The 18,899-nt window shown below is 68.5% G+C and carries 15 protein-coding genes and 7 pseudogenes; 8 read left to right on the top strand and 14 right to left on the bottom strand.

What is annotated here, in order from left to right; genetic code table 11:
• Window positions 1–18: 18 nt before the first annotated feature.
• From V4Y04_RS37205 to V4Y04_RS37195, 3 genes and pseudogenes are all read right to left on the bottom strand, one after another.
• Window positions 19–1,230, bottom strand: a complete 1,212-nt coding sequence (locus V4Y04_RS37205) for an IS3 family transposase (RefSeq protein ID WP_332433147.1) — start codon at window positions 1,228–1,230, stop codon at window positions 19–21.
• Window positions 1,231–1,430: 200 nt separating this feature from the next.
• A pseudogene (locus tag V4Y04_RS37200) lies at window positions 1,431–1,568 on the bottom strand (IS110 family transposase); the annotation flags it as partial.
• A gap of 256 nt (window positions 1,569–1,824) precedes the next feature.
• On the bottom strand, window positions 1,825–2,472 hold the full coding sequence (locus V4Y04_RS37195; protein ID WP_332432646.1) for a TetR/AcrR family transcriptional regulator: 648 nt from the start codon (window positions 2,470–2,472) through the stop codon (window positions 1,825–1,827).
• 61 nt (window positions 2,473–2,533) lie between these two features.
• Between V4Y04_RS37195 and V4Y04_RS37190 the strand changes: the two genes are divergently transcribed.
• Both V4Y04_RS37190 and V4Y04_RS38005 read left to right on the top strand, forming a co-directional pair.
• Window positions 2,534–3,400, top strand: a complete 867-nt coding sequence (locus tag V4Y04_RS37190; protein WP_332433146.1) for an SDR family NAD(P)-dependent oxidoreductase — start codon at window positions 2,534–2,536, stop codon at window positions 3,398–3,400.
• Window positions 3,401–3,465: 65 nt separating this feature from the next.
• Window positions 3,466–3,983 (top strand): annotated as a pseudogene (locus V4Y04_RS38005) (IS701 family transposase); the annotation flags it as partial.
• A gap of 204 nt (window positions 3,984–4,187) precedes the next feature.
• On the opposite strand, the gene V4Y04_RS37185 reads toward V4Y04_RS38005, so the two are convergent.
• The 3 genes from V4Y04_RS37185 to V4Y04_RS37175 form a co-directional block, all read right to left on the bottom strand.
• Entirely contained in the window at window positions 4,188–5,195 is a 1,008-nt protein-coding gene (locus V4Y04_RS37185; RefSeq protein ID WP_332425425.1) for an IS3 family transposase, read from the bottom strand.
• A gap of 82 nt (window positions 5,196–5,277) precedes the next feature.
• The gene (locus tag V4Y04_RS37180; RefSeq protein WP_332431124.1) at window positions 5,278–6,939 is read right to left on the bottom strand and encodes an IS1182 family transposase; all 1,662 of its coding nucleotides are present in this window, start codon (window positions 6,937–6,939) and stop codon (window positions 5,278–5,280) included.
• Window positions 6,940–7,079: 140 nt separating this feature from the next.
• Window positions 7,080–7,448, bottom strand: a complete 369-nt coding sequence (locus V4Y04_RS37175) for a transposase (protein WP_443080155.1) — start codon at window positions 7,446–7,448, stop codon at window positions 7,080–7,082.
• Between the two features lie 371 nt (window positions 7,449–7,819).
• Here V4Y04_RS37175 and V4Y04_RS37170 point away from each other — a divergent pair, with 371 nt between their 5' ends.
• A complete protein-coding gene (locus tag V4Y04_RS37170; protein ID WP_332432645.1) occupies window positions 7,820–8,425 on the top strand; it encodes an NAD(P)-binding domain-containing protein in 606 nt (201 codons plus the stop codon).
• A gap of 176 nt (window positions 8,426–8,601) precedes the next feature.
• Entirely contained in the window at window positions 8,602–10,131 is a 1,530-nt protein-coding gene (locus V4Y04_RS37165) for an FAD-dependent monooxygenase (RefSeq protein ID WP_332432644.1), read from the top strand.
• 196 nt (window positions 10,132–10,327) lie between these two features.
• Here V4Y04_RS37165 and V4Y04_RS37160 read toward each other — a convergent pair.
• The 3 genes and pseudogenes from V4Y04_RS37160 to V4Y04_RS37150 all read right to left on the bottom strand — a co-directional run.
• Window positions 10,328–10,576: pseudogene (locus V4Y04_RS37160) on the bottom strand (thioredoxin family protein); the annotation flags it as partial.
• A gap of 257 nt (window positions 10,577–10,833) precedes the next feature.
• Window positions 10,834–12,552: an acyl-CoA dehydrogenase family protein gene (locus tag V4Y04_RS37155; protein ID WP_332432643.1), complete on the bottom strand. Its 1,719-nt coding sequence runs from the start codon at window positions 12,550–12,552 to the stop codon at window positions 10,834–10,836.
• Between the two features lie 113 nt (window positions 12,553–12,665).
• Complete coding sequence (locus V4Y04_RS37150) at window positions 12,666–13,235, bottom strand: PadR family transcriptional regulator (protein ID WP_332432642.1); 570 nt, start codon at window positions 13,233–13,235, stop codon at window positions 12,666–12,668.
• A 703-nt stretch (window positions 13,236–13,938) separates the two neighbouring features.
• Between V4Y04_RS37150 and V4Y04_RS37145 the strand changes: the two genes are divergently transcribed.
• A complete protein-coding gene (locus V4Y04_RS37145; RefSeq protein WP_332432641.1) occupies window positions 13,939–14,397 on the top strand; it encodes a DoxX family protein in 459 nt (152 codons plus the stop codon).
• Window positions 14,398–14,506: 109 nt separating this feature from the next.
• On the opposite strand, the pseudogene V4Y04_RS37140 reads toward V4Y04_RS37145, so the two are convergent.
• Window positions 14,507–15,346 (bottom strand): annotated as a pseudogene (locus V4Y04_RS37140) (IS5 family transposase).
• Between the two features lie 242 nt (window positions 15,347–15,588).
• Between V4Y04_RS37140 and V4Y04_RS38000 the strand changes: the two are divergent.
• Window positions 15,589–15,765: pseudogene (locus tag V4Y04_RS38000) on the top strand (transposase); the annotation flags it as partial.
• 20 nt (window positions 15,766–15,785) lie between these two features.
• On the opposite strand, the pseudogene V4Y04_RS37135 reads toward V4Y04_RS38000, so the two are convergent.
• Window positions 15,786–15,917: pseudogene (locus tag V4Y04_RS37135) on the bottom strand (IS630 family transposase); the annotation flags it as partial.
• Window positions 15,918–15,933: 16 nt separating this feature from the next.
• On the bottom strand, window positions 15,934–16,488 hold the full coding sequence (locus tag V4Y04_RS37130; protein WP_332432640.1) for a hypothetical protein: 555 nt from the start codon (window positions 16,486–16,488) through the stop codon (window positions 15,934–15,936).
• Between the two features lie 674 nt (window positions 16,489–17,162).
• On the opposite strand from V4Y04_RS37130, the gene V4Y04_RS37125 reads away from it, so the two are divergent.
• Complete coding sequence (locus V4Y04_RS37125; protein ID WP_332432109.1) at window positions 17,163–17,672, top strand: IS5 family transposase; 510 nt, start codon at window positions 17,163–17,165, stop codon at window positions 17,670–17,672.
• A gap of 5 nt (window positions 17,673–17,677) precedes the next feature.
• Window positions 17,678–17,992 carry a transposase gene (locus tag V4Y04_RS37120; protein WP_332432108.1) on the top strand — a complete coding sequence of 105 codons (315 nt, stop codon included), beginning with the start codon at window positions 17,678–17,680 and terminating at the stop codon, window positions 17,990–17,992.
• Here the strand turns inward: V4Y04_RS37120 and V4Y04_RS37115 are convergent.
• Both V4Y04_RS37115 and V4Y04_RS37110 read right to left on the bottom strand, forming a co-directional pair.
• Window positions 17,910–18,476: a hypothetical protein gene (locus V4Y04_RS37115; RefSeq protein WP_332432107.1), complete on the bottom strand. Its 567-nt coding sequence runs from the start codon at window positions 18,474–18,476 to the stop codon at window positions 17,910–17,912. The two genes, V4Y04_RS37120 and V4Y04_RS37115, sit on opposite strands and share 83 nt — an antisense overlap.
• Before the next feature lie 119 nt (window positions 18,477–18,595).
• Window positions 18,596–18,889: pseudogene (locus tag V4Y04_RS37110) on the bottom strand (hypothetical protein); the annotation flags it as partial.
• Window positions 18,890–18,899: the final 10 nt, after the last annotated feature.

Below are 18,899 nucleotides of genomic sequence, written 5' to 3'. Positions count from 1 at the left end.
CCGGGTTCGGTAGAGATCTCAGATTGTGGTGATGACCTGTGGTTTTGCGGCTGTGAGGTAGTAAGCGGCCTCGTATTCGACGGGTGGGACGTGGCCGATCTCACCGTGGAGTCGGCGGTGGCAGTACCAGTCGACCCACTCGGCGGTGGCGAGTTCGACCTGGGAGAGCGTTGTCCAGGGGCGGCCGGGCTTGACCAGCTCGGTCTTGAACAGGCCGATCGTGCTTTCCATCAGGGCGTTGTCATAGGCGTCACCGACCGAGCCGATCGATGCCGCAATGCCGGCCCGGTCGAGATGCTCCGCGAGCGCGAACGATGTGTATTGCGACCCCGCGTCGCTGTGATGTATCAACTCGCCCTGCTGGTACGGGAATCCGTCCCGGCCGCGTTGCCATAGAGCCATTTCCAGGACGAGCCGGGTCTCCTTGGTGGTGGAGGCGGACCAGCCGACGATCCTGCGGGAGAAGGTGTCCACGACGAACGCGACGTAGACGACGCCGCTCCAGGTCGCGACGTGGGTGAAGCCGGCGACCCAGCACCGGTTGGGGGCCGTGGCGACGAAGTCGCGGTCGAGCAGGTCCGGGGCCCGCTCGGCGGCCGGATCGGTGATCGTCGTGACCACCTTCTTACCGCGGACGGCACCGGTGATGCCGAGCTCGCGCATGAGCCGCTCGACGGTGCAGCGTGCTACGGCATGACCTTGCTGGTTCAGCTCCCGCCAGATCTTCCGGGCCCCGTACACGCGGTAGTTGGACGCGTAGACCTCTTGGATCCGCTCCTTGAGTTCCTCGTCGCGCACGGAACGGGCGGAGGGCGTCTTGAGGCGCTTCTTGTGGGCGTAGTAGGTGGACAGGGCGATCTTGCAGTCGTGTTCGGTGAGGGTTCTGCAGATCGGCTCGACGCCGCCGAAGCGGTCCCGGTGCTCGTCGATGAAGGCTACGAGCGTGTGTGGCCGGTCGAGCTCGGCCGCGAAGAAACTGGCCGCGGCCTTCAGGATCTCGTTTGCCCGCTTCAGCTCGGCGTTCTCCTTCTTCAGCGCCTTGAGCTGGGCGGATTCCTCCGTCGTCGTCCCCGGACGCGTCCCGGTGTCGATCTCGTGCTGCTTCACCCAGTTCCGCAGCGTCTCCCGTGAGCCGATGCCCAGCTTCTCGGTCACCGCCTGCAAAGCGGCCGTCTCATTCGAGTAGTCGCCCCGCACCTCAGCGACCATGCGCACCGCACGTCGGCGCAGCTCAAGCGGGTAAGAGGAAGGTCATGCCATGACTCGGATCCTTACACGTGTTCGAGTCTCCACCAAACCCGGGGCGGTTCATCCTGCCTCCGGCCGGTTCGCAGGGCGCGCCGAGTGCGGCCGGTCGGGGGGTGTGTCTATGTCTTTCGTGAAGGCGCCCAGGTTGGGTGTGGGGTGGTTCGACTGGTTGGCTGGGGTCGTGCGGCGAGTTCGGCGTTCTCGGGGATGGGGGGTTCGTGGAAGGTGCCGTCGCGGAGCATGGCGAACGGGACGTTGATGCGTTGGCGGGCCGGGCGCGGGAGGCGGGAGCTGGGCCGAGGCGAACCTCGGGCTCTTCGAGTACATTGGCGGTTTCTACAACCCTCGACGCGTCCAAGAGGGCTTCGGCTGCCTCAGTCGCATCGAGTTTGAGGAGAAGCGCTACGTCAGCCGGGCACCGGCCGAGCCGGTGAACTTGAAGCCCTGTCGACCCATCCTGGTCAGCTGATCAGCATCTCCCGCGGAGTGGGGGGCCTCGGACAGCGACTGAATGAACTGGTGGCCGTCGCTGTCCCAGGGGGCGGGGAGTCTGCTGTCGGCGGGGCGTGGGCGTTGTTATGTCGTTTCGCCGGTGTCCCCGACCAGGCGGACGAGGGTGTCGACGAGCTCGTCGGCGGTGGTGCGCCATGTGTCCTCGCTGAGGTGGCCGCTGAGTTCCATGTCTGCGATGCCGTGAGCGCCGGCCAGTAGCAGGGCTCCGTAGTGGCGTGCGTTTTGCTCCCCTACGAAGGCGGCGACGATGGCCAGGAACTCGTCCTGAAAGCGCATTGAGGCGCGGACGGCTGCGGCGGGGTCGCCCTCCGGTCCGCAGAGCTGGCGCATGACGCGGTCGATCCCTTCACCGCGCTCTCCCGGACCGTGCCCGGGCCGCTTGAACAACAACTGGTACCTGTACGGCTGGTCCCGGCCGGCGCCGATGAGGGCGCGAAGAGCGCCGCGCAGCTTCTCGGAGGCCGGCAGGGCCGGGTCGGCCCGCAGGGCATGCATCTGGTCGCCGATCCGTTCCCAGCTCTCGGTCGCGACGGCATCCAGCAGGCTGTCCTTGCCCATGAAGTGCCGGTACGGCGCTCCCCGCGTCACGCCTGCGCGCGCGCCGACCTCGCGCAGGGTGACGGCTTCGGGGCCGCCGAGGTCGAGGAGCTCGGCGGCCGCGTCGAGCAGAGCGCGGCGGGTGAGGGCGGCGGATTCCGCACGGGTGACCATGGCGCCAATCGTACATTTAGTTGACGGTGTCATCTGGATTGGTAACGTGTCTCGGGTGACAATGTCATCTGAACCCCAGAAGCTGATCGTCATAACCGGCGCCTCCACGGGCATGGGCGCGGCGGCCGCCCGCGAACTAGCCCGTCGGGGATTTCACGTCCTGGCCGGCGTGCGACGCGTCCGTGACGCCGACTCCATCCGATCGACTGGCATCGAGCCGGTCATCCTCGACATCACCAAGCCAGAGCAGGTGGAGGCACTCGCCGCGCGCGTCGCCGACGATCCGCGCGCGCTGCACGCGCTCGTCAACAACGCCGGCATCCAGGTGAACGCCGCGGTCGAAGCCCTGCCACTCGCGGAGTGGCGGCGGGTGTTCGAAGTCAACCTGTTCGGCCACATCGCCGTCACTCAGGCGCTCCTGCCCGCACTGCTGCGCAGCAAGGGCCGCGTGATCAACATCAGCTCGGTCGGCGGCACGGCCGCCATGGCCACATACGGTGCGTACGCCGGCACGAAGTTCGCCCTGGAGGCGGTCAGCGACTCGCTCCGCCGTGAGGTCGCGCCGCTGGGCGTACAGGTGGTCGTGATCCAGCCCGGCGGCGTCCGCACGGAGATGGCCGCCCGCGGGATCCAGACGGCGAACGATCTGGCCGTCCGGATGACGCCGCAGCAGAACGAGCGCTACGGCAGCCTGGTCCGGGCGAACAACAAACTGATGGCCACGGGCACCGCTTCGGGCCTGACCGCCGACGCCGCCGCCCGGGTCATCGCGAGGGCCGTGACAACCCGCAAGCCGCGCACCCGCTACACCGCAGGCCGGGACGCCGCCCTGATCACCCGCCTGGTCCGGATCCTGCCCGACCGCACGCTCGACCGCATCCTCGCCGCTAACCTGCGCCGCCACTACCCGAAGGGAGCCGTCACCTGACGAGCACTCCACACCCAGCTCCGCCCCCAGTCGTGGTGCGGCCACCGATGACCTCACAGCCGACGGAAGCCATCGAAGAAGCACCCGGTGGTGCACGGCAGAGACTGTCCTGCGGTGACGGGGCGAAGGGCCCGCGGATCTACGACCGGGCCGCGGCCAAACTGCCCGCCGACATCATCTGCGACCCCGACCCGCCGACCCATCACCGCTGGGTGACGGCCCGCCGCAGCCTGTCCGACCCCGAAGAGGCGGCCTACCACCTGGCCCGTGCCCCCCGTCGGCATCGACATCGCCCAGTGGGAGCCGGCCCAGGCGGCCGGCTCCCACTGGGCGATCGAGGAGTGCTTCCGGGCGGCGAAGAACGAATGCGGCCTGGACCAGTACGAGGTCCGCCGCTGTCCCGGCTGGTATCGGCACATCCCCTTGGCGAGGCTCGCCCACGCGGTCCTGACCGCACTCGCCGCCCAGCCCGGCGAAGCCGCAAAGGAGGGCTGCAGAAACGGATCAGCCCTCGCCCCGCTCACCGTGGCAGAGATCCGGCGGCTCCTGGACACCCTCCTGCCCCATCCACGAGCCGACCGCGCCCTCCCTCACCCAGGCACTGGACTGGCCGGCCTGGAGGCGACGCCGCCAGGGCGCCGCCCGCCGCTGCCACTACCGAAAACGCGGCTCAGAACACGAACCGCTGCTGGAGTGTCGGAGCTCGTAATGCGATCTTCTCGGGATGTCCTGGCCGGGCGTGACCGGTCGGGCGGAAGATTTCAAGTCCAGTGAGACGGTCGTGATGCTATGAGGTTTGTGGTGCGGGTTCGCGGCGCTTGGACGGGTCGTTGATCCAGGCCGTCTGGGGTATCTCGGGTGGTCGGGGGCGGCGGCCGAAGCGTTCGGGGTGGCGGGCGTATGCCTCGGCGAGGGTGACCGCGCGCTGGTCGCGGACCTCCTCGGCGGTCCCGAAGTGGACGGAGGCGGGTGTGTGCCAGCCGATGCCCGAGTGCCGGTGCTCGTGGTTGTAGTACGCGATGAAGGCGTCGAACCATTCGCGGGCGTGGGCCAGCGAGTCGAACCGTTCGGGATAGTCCGACATGTACTTCGTGGTCTTGAACTGGGCCTCGCTGTAGGGGTTGTCGTTGGAGACCTTCGGCCGCGAGTGCGACCTTGTCACCCCGAGGTCGATCAGCAGCTGGGAGACCTTCTTGCTCGTCATCGAGGTGCCGCGGTCGGCGTGCACGGTCTCGGGCACGATCCCGTTGCGGACGATGGTCTCGCGGATCAACTCCTCGGCCCGTTCGGCCGATTCAGCGGCCTCGACGGTGTGGCCGACGATGTAGCGGCTGAAGATGTCGATGATGACGTAGGCGTGATACCAGATGCCCTTTGCCGGTCCGGCCGCCTTGGTGATGTCCCAGGTGAACACCTGCGACGGGGCGGTGGCCACCAGTTCGGGCACCGCCTGGGCGGGGTGGGTGGCCTGTCTTCGGCGCTCGCCGGACTGGCCCTTCTCGCGCAGGATCCGGTACATCGTGGAGACCGAGCAGTGGTAGCGCCCGGCATCCAGCTCGCGGGCCCAGATCTGCGCGGGCGCCAGTTCGGCGTACTCGTCGCTGTTCATCAACTCCAGTACCGCAGACCGTTCTTCGGCCGTCAGGGCCGAGGGCTGGACCTGCGGCTTGCGGGGCCGGCGTGGTGGCGCCGGACGCAGCCGGCGGTAGTGGGTGGCCCGCGAGCGGCCGGTCAGCCGGCACGCCGCAGTCACACCCAGCACGCCCTCGACGCCGGTGAACGCGTCATCGGCCACCGGGGTGACGGCAGCGTTCAGTCCGCGCCCTCGGAGATCATTTCCAAGCTTGACTCTGTCGGGGATCTTGGAACTTCCGGGGTTAACTGCCGAGTTTTCGCCAGGACTTCGGCCGGGGGATTTTGTGCTGGTCGAGGTAGTTTTGGAAGGCGGTCGGCTGGCGGGACGGGGGCGCTTGCGTGGTCGGTGGCAGTCTGCTGAGGCGCTCGATGTTGACGGCGATGGCAGTCAGGACGTGCTGGACGTGGGCTTTCTCTTGGCCGCGGTAGCGGCAGCGGCGCATGCCGTGACCGTGGGCGAACTCGTTGACCGTGCCCTCTACTCCGGAGCGGACCGCGTAGCGGGTCTTCCATTCAGGCGTCTGCTGCTCGTCCCGGACGCGGACTTGGAGGTCACGGAGCTTGCGCGGCGGAAAGCCGACGTTCCGTGAGCCGTCGCGCGAGCTGGTGCACCGGGCGCGGACGGGGCAAGGGTGGCACTGGCTCTTGGCGAACTTCGCCACGATCAGCGGGGCCGCGGTGGGTGAGGAGGTCGGGTAGGGGCCGTGCCAGCCCTGGCTGACCTGGCCCTGGGGGCAGGTGACTTGCCGGCGGTCGTAGTCGATGTGGAAGTCGTCCCGGCCGAAGCCCTCGCCTCGGCGGTGCTGGCGGGTGGGGTTGCCGGGCAGCGGTCCGGTGACGGTGACCTGATGTTGTCGGGTGGCCTGGTCCAGGTGGACCAGGGAGGTGTAGCCGCTGTCGACCAAGTGCTCGGCGGGCAGCAGGCCGCGGCGGTGCAGGCGGGTGTGGATGCCGGGCAAGACTTTACTGTCGTGCGTGGTGGCCGCAGTGGTGGCCACGTCCGTGATCACGTTGGGGCCGTCGGGGGCGCAGGTCTCGGTCAGGTGAGCGGAGAACCCCTTCCAGCTGATGATGTGTCCGTGGCGTGCGTAGCGGGCCGAGGTGTCGTAGGGAGAGACGATCGCCTGGGATGAGGGCGGCAGTCCGGGCCCGCCTTCCGTCTCGGCGGTGCGCCAGCGCAGGCGGCCTGCGGTGTCGCGGTGGTAGTTCTGCACCATGATCTGGCGCAGGGCCTGGACACGGGGGCCGGATGTGCGGTCTGAACCGTGCTGGTAGAGGTGTTCCAGGAGCCGGACGGCGTCGTTTCCGGTGGCGAGGATCCTGGTCTGGGGCTTGGTGGGGTTCTTGCCCAGGCGGACCGGTCGGCCGTAGCGGCGTGCCCAGTCCTCGTCGACCAGTTCGTCCAGCAGGTGAGGAGAGGTGCCGGCGACTTCTTCCAGTGCGGCGCGTACCGCCTCGGTGATCAGTTCCAGGCGGGTCAGGTCGCGCACCGCGGCCAGGACGTGGGTGGAGTCGGTGCGCTGTGTGGTGCGCTCGCGCACCAGGCCGGACTCCTTGAGACGGGCAAGTACGAGGTCGAGGAGGTGGTCAGCTCGGTCGCCTTCGGTGAGGCGGTCGCGGAAGTCGGCCAGCACGCTGTGGTGGAAGCCGGAGTCGTCCAGCTCCATGGCCATCGCGTACTTGAAGTCGATGCGGCAGCGCACCGCCTCGGCAGCCTGCCGGTCCGACAGGCCGAGCAGGAACTGCAGCACGCAGACAGTGGCCAGTTGAGCGGGCGAGAGGCCCGGACGCCCGTCACGCGGGTACCAGTCGGCGAAGTCCTCGTCGCGCCACAGCCCGTCGAGGCGGTCCCGCACCCATATTGCCGTCGTGCCGTCCGGGTTGCTCGCCCGCGCGATCTGCACGGTCAGAGGCGGGACTTGCTCACCGGAACGGGGACGGAGGGACAACGGGCACCTCGACAGCTGCATCGGTAACCGGAACTACCCGAGCATGCCCGTTGACCACGCTGCCGCACCGCGAAACTCCAAGATCCCCGACAGAGTCAAGCCAAGAGCGCGTTGGCTTTTCCCATGACTTCCAGTGCCGCGTCCCGGCGGGCCAGGTCCTTCTCCAGCCGGGCGACCTTCTTGCGGAGTCGTTCCAGTTCGGCCTGCTCGGCCGCCTGCTTCGGCCGGGCCGGCGAGGTGCGCTGATCGGTCAGGGCGTCCAGAGCGCCGCCGTCGCGGGCCTGGCGCCACTCGATCACGTGCGAGTGGTACAGCCGCTCACGCCGCAGGATCGCGCCCTTCTCCCCGGTCGGGGCGGCATCGTACTCGGCGACGATCCGCAGCTTGTACTCCGCGGAGAACGTCCGCCGCTTCGGACGGGGCGCCGGATCCGATCCGGAGCTACGGGGGGTGGTGCTGGCCATGCCGGGGTGTACTCCTGTCTCGCCCTTCCAGCCTAACCCGGCAAAGCGGGCGTCTCAGCCAAGGCTGTCAGAGAGGGCCCTGCTCGACCTGCGCAGCTGACCACCATCGCCGATGGCGGCGGCGGTCAGTCACCGCAGTCGGGCGGGAAGCAGCGCAGCAAGTACTCCTTGAGCGCGTCCAGGCGGCCCGCCATGGTGGTGCCATCGGCGCGGTAGAAGACCTGCTTTACCCTCCTTGCGGGAGAGGACCAGGCCGCCGCTGCGCACGCCGACGCCGGGATCCGCACCTCCACCCCCGTCACCTCGGTGCTGCCCCGCGACGGCGCCTGGATGGTGCGGGCGGACGACGGGCCCAGTTCACGGCACGTGCGGTGGTGGCCGCGACCGGCGCCTTCCGCGCCCCGTACACGCCGACCGTGCCCGGGCAGGAGGAGTTCGCCGAGCGGTCGCTGCACGCCGCCGACTACCGCACCACCGAACCGTTCGCCGGCGAGCGGGTTGTGGTCGTGGGCGGCGGCAAGGCCGCCACCCGGATCGCCGCCGGACTCGGCGCGGTCACCGAGACCACGCCGGCCACCCTGCGGCCGGTCGGCTGGATGAAGCAGCGTCCGCTGGGCCGGGACGTGCACCGGTGGTTCAAGCACACCGGCTTCGACACTGCTCCGCCGAGCCGACTGCTGGAGAGGATGCCGGTCTCCGTCCTCGACCACAGGCGCTACCGCACGGCTCTCGACACCTATGGCGTGGAGCGGTGCGAGATGTTCATCCGCTTCACCCCGGACGGTGTCGTGTGGCCCGACGGCGCCAAAGAATCCGTCGACACGATCCTCCGGGCCATCGGCTACCGCCGCACCTTCTCCTGTCTGAACGGCAGCGGCGCTCTGGACTCCGACGGCCGCCCCCGGCACCACGGCGGCATCGCCACCGTCCCCGGGCTCGGGTTCGTCGGCATCGAGTTCCAGCGCAGCTTCTCCTGAACACCCTGCGCGGCGTCGGACGCGACGCCGTGTACGCCCTGTCCCTGCTCAGCCGCTCACGCTGACCGCAGCGGCGACGATCGCTCGGTCCCCCTTCTCGTCGTAGCGGGGCACAGACCCGACGTAGGACGCGCCGAGGGATCTCGCATGCGTCTCGTCTCCACTACCGTGGATTCATGACGGAGCCGCTGGACGTGCTGGTAGTGGGAGCGGGGCCGACCGGTCTTGCCCTCGCCGCGCAACTGCGCTCGTACGGAGCGCGGTTCAGGATCGTCGACCGTTCCCTCGACCGGGTGCGGGAGTCGCGGGCACTTGCCGTCCAGCCCCGCACCCTGGAGGCATTGGCGGGCTTCGGGGTGACGGACGAGCTGGTGGCCCGGGGCAACCCGGCGATGCGGCTGCGGCTCCACCTGCCCCGCCGCGTGGTGGCACTGCGCTTGTTCGACATCGGACTGACCGACACGGCGTACCCGTTCCTGCTGTTCCTCTCGCAGGCCGAGACGGAGCGCGTCCTCTCCGAGTATCTGGCCGCGCGGGACGTGACGATCGAGCGCGGCACCGAACTGGTCCGGCTGGAGGCGACGGACTCGTTCGTCAACTGCCGGCTGCGCCACGACGACGGCTCGCAGGAGGCTGTGGAGGCGCGCTACGTCGTGGGCTGCGACGGCGCCCACAGCACCGTGCGCAGCCAGAGCGGCATCGGATTCGAGGGATATGCCTACCCTCAGACGTTCCTGCTCGCCGACCTGGAGATCGACGGGCTGGAGCCGGACTCCGTACATTCGTACATGAGCGGGACGGGGCTGGTGTTCTTCTTCCCGCTCGGCTCGCCGGCCGGCTGGCGCATGCTCGCGATGCGCCCGCCCGACGCCCCGGAGGCCGAGGTGGACCTGCCGTTGTTGCAGGAGATCACCGACCGCTACACCGGTGAGCGGCTGACCCTGCGGGATCCCGTCTGGATGACCGACTTCCGCCTCCACAACCGTGGCGCCGAACGCTACCGCTCCGGCCCCTGCTTCCTGGCGGGGGATGCGGCCCATATCCACAGTCCGGCCGGCGGGCAGGGCATGAACACCGGCATCCAGGACGCGCTCAACCTCGGCTGGAAGCTCGCCCTCGTCTGCCGGGGCGTGGCGCCCGAGGAACTGCTGGCAACGTATGAGGCCGAGCGGGCACCCGTCGGCCGCAGCGTGCGGCGCTTCACCGACCGCGCCTTCAGCATCGCCACCAGCGGCAACCCCGTCATCCGCGTCGGCCGTACCCAACTCGCCCCGCGTCTGGCTCCGCTGGCGCTACGCGCGGCCAAGATCCGCGGGCGGCTCTTCCGCACCGTCTCCGAACTGGACATCCACTACCGGCGCAGCCCCGCCTCCACGGCCGGCTCACGACCGCCCAGGGGCGGGCCGAGAGCCGGGGACCGGCTGCCCGACCTGCCCCGTGGGCTGCAGGCACGCACGACGGCACCGGGCTGGCACCTGCTGCTCTCCGGGCCACCGCCCCTCTGGTCGGACGAACGGCTCTCCTCGGCCCTGGAAGAACGGGAAGGCCTGGTCTCCGTCCACCGGATCGGCGGACAGAGCCCGTGGCCGGACGTCGCGCAGGGACTCGTCCGCCCCGACGGCTACCTGGGCTATGTCGCACGGGGCACCGACCTGGACGGCCTGCGGACCTACCTGGACCACTGGCTGCCGGTCGGCCGCCGTTGATTCCACCCGCCGCGATGCAGCCTGCGGCCTCCCCGACCGCAGATCCTGCACCTGAGTACCGGTTGCACGTACGGGTGCGGCCGGCTACGAGCGGCCGGCGTTCTCCGTGTACACGAGCAGCACCTCGGACACCGCCTTCAGCGGACGAAGGACCGGCCCCTGCAGAACCGGCCCTTCGTGGTGTGCGGCTGGAAGCTCAGCCGAGGCAGTCGGCCAGGTCACGCTCCAGCGCGGCCTTCGGCTCGGCGCCGACGAGGGTGCGGGCGATCTCGCCGCCGACGTAGACGTTCATCGGCGGGATGGACGTCACGCCGTACTTCGCGGTGGTGCCCGGATTCTCGTCGATGTTCAGCTTGACAACCTCGATCTTGTCTCCGTGCTCGGCGGCGATCGCCTCCAGGAAGGGGGCGATGCGCCGGCAGGGACCGCACCAGGGCGCCCAGAACAGGACGGCTTCCTCGGTGCAGTTGTCGACCTCGATGAACAGCAGCGGTACCCCGTCCTGCGGCCCGGCTCATCTCGTCGGCTGAAGCGACGGAGGCATGGTCGCCCTGCTCGTCGCCCTCGCCGCCCCGACCTCGTTCGCAAGGTCGGGGTCATGGGGCGAATCTCTGTCCATGGCACGTGGAAGCAAGGTTGAGCCCCTGCCCGCCGACGCGCGAGGCAGAGGCCCGGCCGTGGCGAGCGGCCGGGGGGACACCTCTACGGGGCCATCTCGTAGGCGCCGGACAGCGCCTCGACGCGTTCCCATACGCGGGCGAAGCGGGCCTCGTCGACGACCGGGCGGCGAACGGCACCGAGAGCCCAGTTCTGCTGCCGCTCCGTGGCGGAGTCCTTGCCGTGGAGCTCGACGGCGTAGCCCGAGAAGTCGCGGACGAGGATGGCGAACAGCTCGTCGAGCACGTCCTCGTCGAGGCCGGTGAGCCGGGCTTGTTCGAGGATCAACTGACCATGTACCACAAGGGCGAACAACTGGCCGACAGCGAGCAGGAGGTCCAGGTCGCGGCTCTGCCGTTCGTCGGGGGCGGAGGTGGTGACGAAGTCGCACAGGGCGTCGGCCTGTTCGCGGAACCGGGCCACGTTGGGCACCGCGGCGTACGCGTCAAAGACGGCCCGCCAGTCGTGGAACCGGATGGAGCCGAGCCCCCGGGCCGGGCCCTGCCGGAAGAGGAAGGTGTCGTCGGCCGCGTCGAGGCGGGTGGGCACCTCGGGGTGGTCGACCGGGTCGAGCAGGTGGTTGCGCATGAACTTGAGGATCAGTGCGAGGTTGACGTGCACCGTGCCCTCGAGTTTCGGCAGACCCCGGATCTCGATCGCGGCCTGGGCGAAGTAGTTGTCCTTCTCAAAGCCCTTGGCCGCGATGACGTCCCACATCAGGTCGATGACCTTCTCGCCCTCGGTGGTGACCTTCATCTTGGTCATCGGGTTGAACAGCAGATAGCGGCGGTCGTCCGGGCCGGCGGAGCGGAAGTAGTCGACGGCGCGGTCGCTGAACAGCTTCATGCCGACGAGGCGCACATAGGCGTCGACCAGTTCGCGCCGCACGTGCGGGAAGGCCGTGACGGGGCGGCCGTACAGGATGCGGTTGTGGGCGTGGGTCACGGCCTCGTACATGGCGTGCTCGCAGATACCGATCGAGGCGGTGCACAGGTTGAACTTGCCGACGTTCACGGTATTGAGGGCAGCGTCGAAGGCGGCGCGACCGGTGTGCAGGACGTCTTCGGGCGCCACCGGGTAGTCCGTGAGACGGAACTCGCTGACGTACTTGGAGGAGTCGACGACGTTCTTGACCAGGTGGTACGCCGGGTGGCGGCTGTCAGCCGCGAAGAAGACGTAGCCGTCGGGGCCCTCGACGTCTGTCCGGCGGCCGAACACGGAAACGAGCCCGGCGGCGTTGCCGTTGCCGATGTAGTACTTGGAGCCGGTCGCCCGGAAGCCGCCGCTGCCGTCGGATTCCAGCAGCATGTCCGTGGAGTAGATGTCCGCGCCGTGGCTCTTCTCGGAGAGACCGAACGCGAACACCTCGCCCTGGGACAGGAGTTCGGCCGTCCTGGTGCGGGCGGCGGCGTTGTCGCTCTGCCAGACCGGGCCGAGGCCGAGGATGGTGACCTGCCAGGCGTACCAGTAGTCGAGGCCGTAGAACCCGAAGATCTCGTTGAGGGCGGCGATACGGGCGGTGTCCCAGCGCTGGTCCGGCCGGTCGCCGTCGGCGGCTGGGGTGAGGAAGGTGGCGAACAGACCCTCCTTGGCGGCGAAGGCCAGAAAGTCCCCCAGCCAGACGCGCGAGCGGTAGTCCTCGATCAGCCTGCGCTTGCCGCGGGTCTCGAACCAGTCCACCGTGGCCCGCAGCAGCCTGCGGGTCTCGGGGTCGAAGTGCGCCGGGTCGTACGTGCGCGGGTTGAACAGCAGCTGGTCGGCCATGAGATACGCCTTCCGGAGATCGAGTCGGGGTGCTTCGCGGGGGTGTGGCTCACTGCGACCCTGGGAGCCGGGTCGGGGGGGATGGCGGCCCGCGCCGGAGCGGGCGCATGAGGTCAGGTGGTGCCGGTCCGTTCGGCGCGGAGCCGGTGGAGGGTGTCGAGAACGTCGTCGAGCCAGGCGATGGTCATGCGCTCGAAGGCGATGCCTCCGCGCAGGACGACGTGCTGGAGTTCCCGGCCGGTGTCCAGCGGCCGGGGGGCTTCGGGCCCGGTGAAGTCCTGTTGCTCTCCGGTGAGGTAGCGCGTGAGCCGGTCACTGTGTGCCTTGCGGTGACGCTCGACCTCGGAGATCAGTGCCGCCGGGTCGTCGAAGGCGGCGCCCCGGATCTTCACGGCGAGCTCGTGCCGGATGCTCTCCGGTTCGACGGGCTGGTGCAGCCATGCGGAGAGCGCCGCGCGGCCGGGCGCCGCGACGGAGTACTCCTTCTTGTCCGGCCGGTCCTGCTGCGGCACTTCACGGACGTCCAGGAGGCCGTCACCCTCCATGCGCCCGAGCACGCGGTAGATCTGCTGGTGGGTCGCGGTCCAGAAGTACCCGATCGATCTTTCGAACCGGCGAGCGAGTTCGTAACCCGAGCCCGGCTTCTCCATCAGCGAGACGAGGATCGCGTGTTCGAGCGCCATGCCCCGATCCTCATATGCAATTAGTTGCATATACAAGCCACCGCATTCGGATGAGACGCGGGTCACCCCGTTCCCCGGCGGCGACACTTCCATGGCGAGCGCGACCTCGGTGGCTGTGTGCGAGTGCCGGCGGAGGTACGGGGCGCGACGGCTGTCCGGCGTGATCCTCCGCAAAGCTTTGCGACGTGACCGCGATTCCCCGACCGGCGCCGCGTCGCAGAACCGGCCGTTCCACCGTCGGCAATCGAGGTGGAGGAGGCGCCATCCGGACAGGACCACCGCCCATGAGGAACCGACCATGACGGACGGCGCCTAATTCGTCCTGCTGCACGGCCCGGCCGGGGGGGTTCAGGGTGCCGCCCGCAGCCGTCGGGGAACTGGCCCGTATGGAGACCCCGGCAGTGCTGGCATGGACTGAGCGGGTGACGCGGACATGCTTGGCGACTCGGCTCGCGCGAAGTCACACCTGGCCGCAGACTGTGACCCTGGGTGTGCATTTGGTTACGCCCTTGAGTGCGAGGGCGGATGTCGAGCCATACCCACCCGTGACAGCAAGCGGTTGACCCTTCATTTCCGCGTTGCCCCCAAGCCAAATGTTGCCTTTGCAATTCATGAATTGGGTGTACTTGATGTGGGGTTTCGACTCGGTTCCCGTCCCCGGCCCGGTCCCTTCCGGACCGGTCTACCGAAGGAGACCCCCCACATGTCCGGACGCCTCAACAGCGCCCAGCCGTACGCCCTCGGCCTCTTCCGCATCGTCGTCGGCCTGCTGTTCGCCTGCCACGGTGCCGCCGCACTGTTCGGTGTGCTCGGTGGCGCGGGCGGCAGCGGCGGTACCGCCGAGACCGGGGCCTGGCCCAACTGGTACGCGGCCGTGATCGAACTCGTCGGCGGCAGCCTGGTCCTGCTCGGACTGGGCACCCGCGCCGCCGCGTTCATATCGTCGGGCGCCATGGCCTACGCCTACTTCAGCGTGCACCAGCCCGAGGCCCTGTGGCCGCTCCAGAACAGCGGCGAGGGCGCGGCCATGTACTGCTGGGCCATGTTCCTGCTGGTGTTCACCGGCTCCGGCGCCTTCGGCCTGGACCGGCTGTTCACCCGCCGCAACGGCACGCGGACCGCGGAACAGCGCACGGCCGAACGGACCCCGGTCGCCGCCTGACGTTCCACAGGCCCACCCCGCGGTGCCCTCCCCCAGGCCCTCATCCCTCGGGGGAGGGCACCGCTGCGTCTGAGAGGGCGTTTGATGTAGCAGAATTGCCCTTTAAGTTCTAGTAAGTCCCTCGCCAGGTTGGTGTGGTCTCGTCCGTTATGCGCTTGGCGAGGTTGTCGATCGATGCGACGTGGATCATGGCTTCGGAGCTGACGGGGAGGGTCTCGTAGTCGCGGGCGAGCCGGCGGTGCATCATGATCCAACCGATGCTCCGCTCTACTACCCAGCGCCTTTTCAGGACATGGAATCCGCGGGTTCCGGGGTTTTTGTCGACGACTTCGACGTCGATTCCGAGCTTCGCGCCGTGCTCGACGACGGCCTTCTTGAAGCCGGTGTCGACCCAACTCTTGGCGATGGTGGGGTAAGTGCTTTTGGCTTGGTCGAGGAGGCGTATTCCCAGGGCGTTCTCGGAGAGGCTGGCGGCGGTGACGGTCACAGCGAGGATCAGGCCGATCGTGTCGGTGAGGATGCCTCGCTTCCGGCCTACGATCTTCTTCGCGGCGTCCGTTCTCTGGCTGGTCACGGGCACGTTGGTGGAGGTCTTGATGCTCTGGGTATCGATGACGGAGGCCGTCGGTTCGGGCTTGCGTCCTTCCTTCACACGGGCCAGGGCGGTGAGGTCGTAATTGAGCTGGGCGAAGATTCCCTCGTCGCGCCAGGCGGCGTAGTAGAAGTAGACGGTGCCGTGGCCGGGGAAGTCGTGCGGGAGGTACTTCCAGGGGATTCCGGTGCGGTTCAGGTAGAGAATCGCGTTGAACACGTCGCGGAGTTCGACTTTCGCCGGCTGGCCAGTCGGGCGGCGGTCGAGCCGGGCTTTCCGTCATGCCGTCAGGGTCGGCTCGATCAAGGCCCATCGGGCGTCGGACAGGTCGCTGGGGTACGGCTTCGGCTCGCTCACGCCGTAGCGTTGCCACGGGAGGCCCGGAAGGTACTGTTCCGCTGTTCATCGGGAGATTCCGGCGCATCTTCAGACCAGACGGAATCCCGGCGGCAGAAGCGAGCGAAACGGACGGCGGGGCCCGCACAGCAGGAGCTAACGAAGCTAACATCCTAGCTAAAGCGATACAAAGCAGGGCAGCGACGAAAGCCGTTTTTCGGAACATACCTATGTGAACGCCCTCTCAGAGAGGAGCCCTGCTGATGCCTGCCCCGAGGAAGTACCCGCTGGATTTGCGTGAGCGTGCGGTGCGGATGTATCGCGCCGCAGAGCCGAAGCCCGTGATCCGCCGCATGGCCGAGGAACTCGGGGTTCATCACGAGGCGCTGCGCGGCTGGATCCGCCAGGCCGATGCCGGCGAGCGCGACGACCTGCTCACCAGCGACGAACGCACCGAGCCGGCCGCAGCGGACAGCAGGACCACCTGGGCCCGCCGCCAGGTCGCCACCGACCCGGTGACCCTGCGGATGATCCGCAGCAGCCGTCGCCCCTCGTCATCGTCGATCTCACGTACGCGTACTCGTTCTGCCACCAGGACAGGGTGCCTGTCACGCGCCGCCAGATCCCTCATTTCCTGCCCCATGCCCGGCAGTGGATGCCGCCCCTGCGACTGTCCATACCGCCATACCCCACAGGGAGAGCGCAGAAATAAGGCCCACCACGAGGCGAACGGTCTCGTCCGGGCCGTTCGTGAGCCAAACAGTTATGCCCGCCGCCCCGGAAGCGATCAACAGTGCCGCCGGTATGCGCAGTCGGGGCTGCTCGAACACCGCCGCCAACGGCAGGAAGTGGAGCCCAACGACAACCGCGATCAGCGGGGGAATGAGCACCGGCACCCCGACGTGACGGCAGACTGCGGCGACGGCGATGATCAGCAGCCACTGGAGCCCGTTGATCTGGTTGAACCGCCGACGTCGGCCAACGGGGAATGGCCCCCCTGCTGACGAGGGAAGGTAACGGCGCGCGGCAAGCATCAGCCCCACCATGACGGCACAGCCAACTGCGACCAGGACCTGCCGCATCCACCCATCGAATGCGCTCGAACCCAGCAGCCACCAGCCGAGCCCGAACAACGCGAAAAACCCCACCCCTGACCTGAACATGCTCGAGACCCTAGGCAGAAGAGCAGCCCGCCGGTCCAAGGATTCTCAACTTGGCGCGGGTTCCGTTGACCGACGCCCTTGTCAGCCACGGTGCTGCGGTCGCGCCCTTCGAACCAAAGCCGCAGCCGAACAGGGCGAAGGTTATCTGATGCGGCACTAGACACCGGAGACCATCACCAGCACCACGCCACCGTTATCAACCAACCACGAATAACCCCAGGCCAGAAGCCCAGTCATCACCCCACCCAATACCCAGAACACGCCCTGCCGCTCCTCAGAAAACCCCCAACACCCAGCTCAAACCACCCATGCCACACCGACTATGAACCCCGGAATCACACCTGCGCTCTGGAGCGGGGCGTGCGGCGAGCCGCAGCACGGTGTGCGCTGCGGCTCGCCGCTGACTCAGTGCGTTGTGGCAAACCGGATCTTGTTCGAGCGGCAGCGGGTGATCATCTGGACGGAGGTTCGGGTGCGGTCGCGGGCATGAGAGAACGGGCCCCTTGGTAGTGACGCGGTTACGACACCAGCACGACCAAGGAAGCCCGTTGCCTGATCAGTTGAGCAGTATCTCTGTGCATGCGTCCACCGCGGTCACCCCTGGGTGTGACTGCTACGTGCACCGGTTCGGTTCGCTCGCTCCGGGACGGCGGGCAGGCTGCTATCCGAGTGACATGACGGATGCGGAGTGGGCCGAGGTCCGCGCCGCGATGCCGGTGCCGGCCTGGCTCCTGAAGCGGGGCGGGCGCCCCGAGGCGTACTGCCACCGGACAATGCTCGACGCGGTGCGCTACCTGGTCGACAACGGAGTGAAGTGGACGGCTCTGCCGGTCGATTTCCCTTGCTGGCGGGCGGTCTACGACTTCTTCCGCCGCTGGCGGGCCTACGACTATGCGCGTGAACTCTACGAACGCCTGCGACGTTCGGCGAGGGAGCGCGCCGGCCGCAACGCCGAGCCCAGCGCGGGAGTCATCGACAGTCAGTCGGTGGACGCCTCCGAGACCGTCGGCGAGGACAGTCGCGGATACGACGGCGGCAAGTCACGTGACGGCCGCAAGCGTCACATCCTGACCGACACCGAGGGCCTGCTCCTGGAAGTGACCGTGACCACGGCCGATGTGCACGACTCCAAGGCCGCCCCCGCACTGCTGGAGACGTTCATGCAGCAGCCGGGCGGCTGCTGAAACTGGTGTGGGTCGACAGTGCCTACCAGGGTCCGGCGCTGGCGAAGGCGTTCGCCCGTCACGGAGTCCGGACCGAGGTCGTGCGCCGCTCCGACGGACAACGCGGATTTGTCGTACTGGCCCGCAGGTGGGTCGTGGAGCGGACGCTGAGCTGGCTCTCCCGCTCACGCCGCCTCAACCGCGACCACGAACGCCGCCCCGACCACCACGCCCAGATGGTGTGGTGGGCCGCCGTGATCAGACTGTCCCGGCGCCTGGCCGCAGACGCTCCGCGCTGGCCGGAGAAGCGTCCCGGCCGACTGCTCCGGGCTCAGGCATGAACCGTCCGTCCTTCGCCCGCACCAGCCAGCCCCGCTTCTCCAGCACATAGGCACGGTGACGGATCTTCTCCACCTCGTTCTTGATCTCCGCCTCCCGGCCCACCGCCCGCGTCAGCTCCACCCCGTTCACCGGCCCCGAAGCGGCCACCACCGCGGCGAACACCTCCCGATACAGGCCGCTGAGCACCTCCTCACCCATGCCCGACCGCCACACCGGCGGCCGCCCGCCATGCCCCGAGCCCGGGCCGCCCGATCCCACGGCGGCAGCCATCTCACCACCGGACGGCACCGGAACCGGCGTATTCACCGGGCTCTCCCCGGCCAGCACCGACACAAGCTCCTCACGCCCCACCCGGGCCCGCTCGACCCGCTCCCGCGCGGCATCCACCTCCGCCTGAGCCTGCTCCAGGACCTCCGTCCAGGACTCCAGATCCTGCCTCGCCCGCGCCTCACGCTGTTCCATCAACCCCAGCACCGACGGCATCGCACCCTCCTCGATCCATAACAAGCCGTCCGCTGCCTGCCCCTACCCCAAGGCGATCATGCCCCGCACACGAAGAAGCCCCTGCTCATCGAACAGGGACTCCCTTTGCCACAACGCACTCAGCCCGCGCTGCAGGAGACGGTCGGCCAGTTCCAGTTGCCGTTAGTCTGGATCGTCACCCCCCAGTTGTTGCCGCTGCCGTTGGACTTGGCGACGAGCATCTGGCTGTCGGGGTAGGACGCACTGACGTTCCAGGTGGAGGAGACCTTCGCCGGCGAGGGCACGTTCATGGTCACGGTCCAGTTGCCGGAGCCGTTGACCACGACGTTGAGGTTGTACCGGTCGCCCCACTGCTGACCGGCCGACAGGGTCGCGGTGCAGCCGCCATTGCCACCACCACCACCTGAACCGCCCCGGGTTCGG

Source organism: Streptomyces sp. P9-A2, assembly GCF_036634175.1.
Lineage (GTDB): Bacteria > Actinomycetota > Actinomycetes > Streptomycetales > Streptomycetaceae > Streptomyces > Streptomyces pratens.
Note: the sequence above shows the minus strand (reverse complement) of the source record. Positions and strands in the feature narration are given on the sequence as shown.